We start from the raw sequence: 7,199 nt of genomic DNA, 5'->3' as shown, positions 1-7,199 counted from the left end.
GGGATACATCTCTCAAACGCTCCTTGAGCAATTGTGGGAACAGGGCGTGCAGCTCGTCACCAGGGTGCGCAGGAACATGAAAAACAGGTTGTTGCTGCTATTTGACAAACTCTTGTTGCGTAAACGCTCGATCATTGAGGCTGTCAACGATCAACTGAAAAACATCTCGCAAATCGGGCATTCCCGTCATCGTAGCCCATTTAACTTCTTTGTTAATCTGATAGCCGGGCTGGTAGCTTACACATTCCGCGAGAAGAAACCCTCCCTTGATATCAGATCCTCACAAGTTCTTCCAGTCGTACTGATGTGATCCTTATGTCGAACTCACGTTATTTTATTCAGATCGTCTCTACATAAAAAATAAAGCCCCTCATTACAGAATGAGGGGCTTTATAAGGTGCCTGGCGGTTACCTACTTTCACATGCGGATGCACACTATCATCGGCGCAGCTTCGTTTCACTATTCTGTTCGAGATGGGAAGATGTGGGTCCAAAGCGCTATGGCCGCCAAGCGGAACTAGATCATAGATAATAATCTTATTATTATCTATATTGAAAAAAGTAATCAGATTAGATTGATATTCTAAAAAAATAATATCTAAGTTACTAAAATTATAGGATCAAGCCTCACGGTCAATTAGTATCGGTTAGCTTAACATATTACTATGCTTCCACACCCGACCTATCAACGTCGTAGTCTTCGACGAACCTTTAGGAGAATTAAATTCTCGGGAGATTTTATCTTGTGGAGAGTTTCCCGCTTAGATGCTTTCAGCGGTTATCTCGTCCGCACTTAGCTACCCGGCGATACGACTGGCGTCATAACCGGTACACCAGAGGTGCGTCCACTCCGGTCCTCTCGTACTAGGAGCAGGTCCACTCAAATTTCCAACGCCCACGGCAGATAGGGACCAAACTGTCTCACGACGTTTTAAACCCAGCTCACGTACCACTTTAAATGGCGAACAGCCATACCCTTGGGACCGACTACAGCCCCAGGATGTGATGAGCCGACATCGAGGTGCCAAACTCCCCCGTCGATATGAACTCTTGGGAGGAATCAGCCTGTTATCCCCGGCGTACCTTTTATCCGTTGAGCGATGGCCCTTCCATACAGAACCACCGGATCACTATGACCTGCTTTCGCATCTGCTCGACTTGTCAGTCTCGCAGTCAAGCACGCTTTTGCCATTGCACTATCAGCACGATTTCCGACCGTACCTAGCGTACCTTCGTACTCCTCCGTTACAATTTGGGAGGAGACCGCCCCAGTCAAACTGCCTACCATACACGGTCCCCAATCCAGATAATGGATCTAGGTTAGAACCTCAACAACACCAGGGTGGTATTTCAACGATGGCTCCATGAGTTCTAGCGAACTCACTTCAAAGCCTCCCACCTATCCTACACAGATGTTATCAAAGTCCAATGTAAAGCTACAGTAAAGGTGCACGGGGTCTTTCCGTCTAGCCGCGGGGAGATTGCATCTTCACAAACATTTCAACTTCGCTGAGTCCCAGGAGGAGACAGTGTGGCCATCGTTACGCCATTCGTGCAGGTCGGAACTTACCCGACAAGGAATTTCGCTACCTTAGGACCGTTATAGTTACGGCCGCCGTTTACCGGGGCTTCAATCAAGAGCTTGCACCCCATCATTTAACCTTCCGGCACCGGGCAGGCGTCACACTCTATACGTCCACTTTCGTGTTTGCAGAGTGCTATGTTTTTATTAAACAGTCGCAGCCACCCTTTCATTGCAACCCTATTCTGCTTCGTGCGAGAAGCACTACACATACAAAGGGCACACCTTTTCCCGAAGTTACGGTGCTATTTTGCCGAGTTCCTTCTCCTGAGTTCTCTCAAGCGCCTTAGAATTCTCATCCTACCCACCTGTGTCGGTTTACGGTACGGTCTTCATTCAACTGGAAGCTTAGTGGCTTTTCCTGGAAGCATGGTATCACTCACTTGGCACTCCGAAGAGTGTTGCGTCATCACGTCTCGGCTTAGTCGCCCGGATTTGCCTAAGCAACATACCTACTCGCTTAAACCAGGACATCCAACACCTGGCTGAGCTAACCTTCTCCGTCCCCACATCGCATTGAACAAAGGTACTGGAATTTTAACCAGTTTCCCATCAGCTACGCATTTCTGCCTCACCTTAGGGGCCGACTCACCCTGCGCCGATGAACGTTGCACAGGAAACCTTGGGTTTTCGGCGAGGAAGCCTTTCACTCCCTTTATCGCTACTCATGTCAGCATTCGCACTTCCGATACCTCCAGCAATCTTTACAGATCACCTTCCCAGGCTTACGGAACGCTCTCCTACCACTTACATAAAATGTAAATTCCTAGCTTCGGTGCACAGTTTGAGCCCCGTTACATCTTCCGCGCAGGACGACTCGATCAGTGAGCTATTACGCTTTCTTTAAAGAGTGGCTGCTTCTAAGCCAATCTCCTGACTGTCTATGCCTTCCCACCTCGTTTCCCACTTAACTGTGTCTTTGGGACCTTAGCTGAGGATCTGGGTTGTTTCCCTTTCGACACTGGACGTTAGCACCCAATGTCTGTCTCCCACGCTCACACTCTCTGGTATTCGGAGTTTGCAATGGTTTGGTAAGTCTCAATGACCCCCTAGCCATAACAGTGCTCTACCCCCAGAGGTGATACGTGAGGCACTACCTAAATAGTTTTCGGAGAGAACCAGCTATTTCCAGATTTGTTTAGCCTTTCACCCCTACTCACAGCTCATCCCCTAATTTTTCAACATTAGTGGGTTCGGACCTCCACGAGGTGTTACCCTCGCTTCATCCTGGCCATGAGTAGATCATCTGGTTTCGGGTCTACACCCAGCAACTAAACGCCCTATTAAGACTCGCTTTCGCTACGCTTCCCCTATATGGTTAAGCTTGCTACTGAATGTAAGTCGCTGACCCATTATACAAAAGGTACGCAGTCACCCAATATCCAAGATATCAGGCTCCCACTGTTTGTATGCATGCGGTTTCAGGATCTATTTCACTCCCCTTCCGGGGTTCTTTTCACCTTTCCCTCACGGTACTTGTTCACTATCGGTCGATTACGAGTATTTAGCCTTAGAGGATGGTCCCCCCATCTTCAAGCAGGATTTCACGTGTCCCGCTCTACTTATCTCAATCTTAGTTCCACATTTGAATTTTCATCTACAGGGCTATCACCTACTATGGCTTAACTTTCCAGAAAATTTGATTAACTCAAATGCTAAATATTGAAGGCTGCTCCCATTTCGCTCGCCACTACTTTGGGAATCTCGGTTGATTTCTTTTCCTCTGGTTACTTAGATGTTTCAGTTCTCCAGGTTCGCTACACTTGACCTATATATTCAGTCAAGGTTGACTCTTGCTCAATTAACTCTTCTTTCGCATTCAAAGGTAATTAAGCAAGAGTCAGGTTTCCCCATTCGGATATCTCCGGATCAAAGTTTGTTTGTCAACTCCCCGAAGCTTTTCGCAGACTTCCGCGTCCTTCATCGCCTGTAATCGCCAAGGCATCCACCACATGCACTTATTCACTTGATCCTATAATTTTAATAACTTAGAAAAGTGCTATAGGCATCATTACGATATTTGCAATACAGATACAATCTAACCCAATATTTTATTAATAATTAATAAATAAAATATATTACTTCTTCCAATTTTTTAAAGAACAAAAACCTAACTATAGACAGCAATCATCCCTTATCTCTCGCTATTTCTCAACCTTATTTAATATAAGTCAAAAAAACTAATCTTGGTGGAGGTGAACGGGATCGAACCGATGACCCCCTGCTTGCAAAGCAGGTGCTCTCCCAGCTGAGCTACACCCCCTTTATCATGCTGGTGGGTCTGGGTGGACTTGAACCACCGACCCCACGCTTATCAAGCGTGTGCTCTAACCAACTGAGCTACAGACCCTAATTGTAAGTCTAAGCACCATCTGTCAGTAAGATATGTAAGCTCAGCAGACACAAACTTTGACTCTGCCTATAAACAATCGATAGGTTGTGAGTACTTAAACAGGATTCTCTTGAAAGGAGGTGATCCAGCCGCAGGTTCCCCTACGGCTACCTTGTTACGACTTCACCCCAGTCATGAATCTCACCGTGGTAGGCGCCCTCCTTGCGGTTAGACTACCTGCTTCTGGTGAAACCCACTCCCATGGTGTGACGGGCGGTGTGTACAAGACCCGGGAACGTATTCACCGCGACATGCTGATCCGCGATTACTAGCGATTCCGACTTCACGGAGTCGAGTTGCAGACTCCGATCCGGACTACGACGCGCTTTCTGAGATTAGCTCCCCCTCGCGGGTTGGCAACCCTCTGTACGCGCCATTGTATTACGTGTGAAGCCCTACCCATAAGGGCCATGAGGACTTGACGTCATCCCCACCTTCCTCCGGTTTATCACCGGCAGTCTCATTAAAGTGCCCAACCAAATGATGGCAATTAATGACAAGGGTTGCGCTCGTTGCGGGACTTAACCCAACATCTCACGACACGAGCTGACGACAGCCATGCAGCACCTGTGTTCAGGTTCCCTTTCGGGCACGAATTCATCTCTGAAAACTTCCTGACATGTCAAGGGTAGGTAAGGTTTTTCGCGTTGCATCGAATTAATCCACATAATCCACCGCTTGTGCGGGTCCCCGTCAATTCCTTTGAGTTTTAATCTTGCGACCGTACTCCCCAGGCGGTCAACTTCACGCGTTAGCTACGTTACCAAGCCTAGTAAGGCCCGACAACTAGTTGACATAGTTTAGGGCGTGGACTACCAGGGTATCTAATCCTGTTTGCTCCCCACGCTTTCGTGCCTGAGCGTCAGTGTTAACCCAGGGGGCTGCCTTCGCCATCGATGTTCTTCCATATCTCTACGCATTTCACTGCTACACATGGAATTCCACCCCCCTCTGCCACACTCTAGCCCTGTAGTTTCAAACGCAGTTCCCAGGTTAAGCCCGGGGATTTCACATCTGACTTACAGAACCGCCTGCGCACCCTTTACGCCCAGTAATTCCGATTAACGCTCGCACCCTACGTATTACCGCGGCTGCTGGCACGTAGTTAGCCGGTGCTTCTTCTGTTGATACCGTCATAAGTTGTGAGTATTAGCCACAACCTTTTCTTCTCAACTGAAAGAGCTTTACAACCCGAAGGCCTTCTTCACTCACGCGGCATTGCTGGATCAGGCTTTCGCCCATTGTCCAAAATTCCCCACTGCTGCCTCCCGTAGGAGTCTGGGCCGTGTCTCAGTCCCAGTGTGGCTGGTCGTCCTCTCAGACCAACTACTGATCGTCGCCTTGGTAAGCCTTTACCTCACCAACTAGCTAATCAGACATCGGCCGCTCCAAAAGCATAAGGTCTTTCGATCCCCTACTTTCCTCTTCGGAGAATATGCGGTATTAGCACATCTTTCGATGCGTTATCCCCCACTTTAGGACACGTTCCGATGTATTACTCACCCGTTCGCCACTCGCCACCAAGTGCAAGCACTCGTGCTGCCGTTCGACTTGCATGTGTAAAGCATGCCGCCAGCGTTCAATCTGAGCCAGGATCAAACTCTTAAGTTTAATTCTGTTAAAACTCTCGCTTGACGTTTAATATTGATTTATAAATCAATATCTTTTCCTCTTGCGAGCACTTAAATTTTTTAGAGCTTCAACGCTCACTTCCATATTAAGTACTCACACCTATCGATTGTATCTTTTTAAAGAACATTGCTACTTTTTTAAGTGTTGCTAAGCAGCGAGAAGCGGAATTATACAGACTCTGTATTTCGGGTCAAGTTTTTTTTATGAAATTTTATATAAAAGCCTATCAATATGGAAAATATTATTAATATACAAATATCTGCATATTATATTATCGAGTATCTTATCTGACCCCCTGCTTGAGGCTTGCTTCGATAAAACCATTTAAATCTCCATCCAATACATTCTGTGTATTACCAACCTCCAAATTTGTTCGCAAATCTTTAATGCGTGATTGATCCAACACATAAGATCGGATTTGATGCCCCCAGCCAATATCTGTTTTGTTTTCTTCTATCGCTTGTTTTTCATCATTACGCTTCCGTAGCTCAGCTTCATATAACCTTGATTTCAGCATGGCAAGCGCATCTGCTTTGTTACGGTGCTGCGATCGTCCACTCTGACACTGCACAACTATTCCAGTCGGATTATGGGTGATGCGAATAGCAGAGTCAGTCTTGTTAATATGCTGACCACCCGCTCCCGAAGCTCTAAAAGTATCTATTCTTAGATCTGCCGGGTTAATCTCAATTTCTATCGTATCATCCACTTCTGGATACACAAATACGCTAGCAAAAGATGTATGTCGGCGGTTGCCAGAATCAAATGGCGATTTTCTCACCAGACGATGCACCCCTGTCTCAGTACGCAAATAGCCATAAGCATATTCACCGGATATTTTCAAACTAGCACTTTTAATGCCCGCAATATCACCCCATGACTCTTCCAGAATCTCGACATTAAACCCCTGTCTCTCACAATAGCGTAAATACATTCGTTCCAGCATTGCTGCCCAATCTTGCGCTTCCGTTCCGCCGGAACCAGATTGAATATCTATAAAACAGTTATTTGGATCCATTGAATTAGAAAACATGCGACGAAATTCCAAATTTGCTATCGCTTTTTCTACATTACTGACATCGATTGCGATACTTTCCAACGCTGCATCATCTGCTTCATCCTTAGCGATTTGGAACAACTCTTGAGCATCATGTAATTGCTGCTCCATCAACGCCAGTGCAACAACCGTATTTTCTAACAGTTTTTTCTCACGACCAATTTCTTGGGTGCGTTTGCTGTTATTCCAGATAGTTGGATCCTCAAGTAATCGAGTTAATTCATTTAATCGAGTCTGTTTGGTATCGAAGTCAAAGAAACCTCCGTAATTCATTTGCTCGGTTATCCAAATCCTGAAGGTGATTAGAGATTACATTAATTTGCTCTGCTTCCATAATTTTCTTCCTAAAATTTAATTCTTATTATATCTGTTCTGCACTTAAACCTTGAGTGCCTATTACCTTTACTCAGCTATATTACCTTTACAACCAGAAAAATTCTTAGAATCTGTTTGCAAAACTCAAGTAATTATAGAAAGATGGATATTTATTATTTCACATAGAAAGAAAATTGTACCCAACAGATCTAACTAAACCT

General features: G+C 45.8%; 2 protein-coding genes, 2 tRNA genes and 3 rRNA genes. 1 reads left to right on the top strand and 6 read right to left on the bottom strand.

Annotated features, from left to right (window positions below; translation table 11 throughout):
- Positions 1-310 (top strand): transposase (locus BM021_RS14055; protein WP_218147875.1); only part of this gene is annotated, 310 nt, incomplete at its 5' end.
- 89 nt (positions 311-399) lie between these two features.
- Here the strand turns inward: BM021_RS14055 and rrf are convergent.
- The 6 genes from rrf to prfB form a co-directional block, all read right to left on the bottom strand.
- Positions 400-512 (bottom strand): 5S ribosomal RNA (rrf, locus tag BM021_RS14050).
- A 104-nt stretch (positions 513-616) separates the two neighbouring features.
- A 23S ribosomal RNA gene (locus tag BM021_RS14045) occupies positions 617-3,554 on the bottom strand.
- 215 nt (positions 3,555-3,769) lie between these two features.
- Positions 3,770-3,845 (bottom strand) — tRNA-Ala (locus BM021_RS14040).
- Positions 3,846-3,855: 10 nt separating this feature from the next.
- A tRNA-Ile gene (locus tag BM021_RS14035) sits at positions 3,856-3,932 on the bottom strand.
- A 115-nt stretch (positions 3,933-4,047) separates the two neighbouring features.
- Positions 4,048-5,585, bottom strand: a 16S ribosomal RNA gene (locus BM021_RS14030).
- Together the 16S, 23S and 5S rRNA genes with 2 tRNA genes alongside form the textbook arrangement of a ribosomal RNA operon.
- Before the next feature lie 304 nt (positions 5,586-5,889).
- A protein-coding gene (gene prfB / locus BM021_RS14025) for a peptide chain release factor 2 (protein WP_143074360.1) occupies positions 5,890-6,997 on the bottom strand; the annotation gives its coding sequence in 2 pieces (ribosomal slippage) (positions 5,890-6,915 and positions 6,917-6,997; 1,107 coding nt in all).
- Positions 6,998-7,199 lie beyond the last annotated feature (202 nt).

Origin of the sequence: Nitrosomonas sp. Nm166 (assembly GCF_900112825.1) — a bacterium.
In the GTDB taxonomy this organism is placed as follows: Bacteria; Pseudomonadota; Gammaproteobacteria; order Burkholderiales; family Nitrosomonadaceae; genus Nitrosomonas.
Note: the sequence above shows the minus strand (reverse complement) of the source record. Positions and strands in the feature narration are given on the sequence as shown.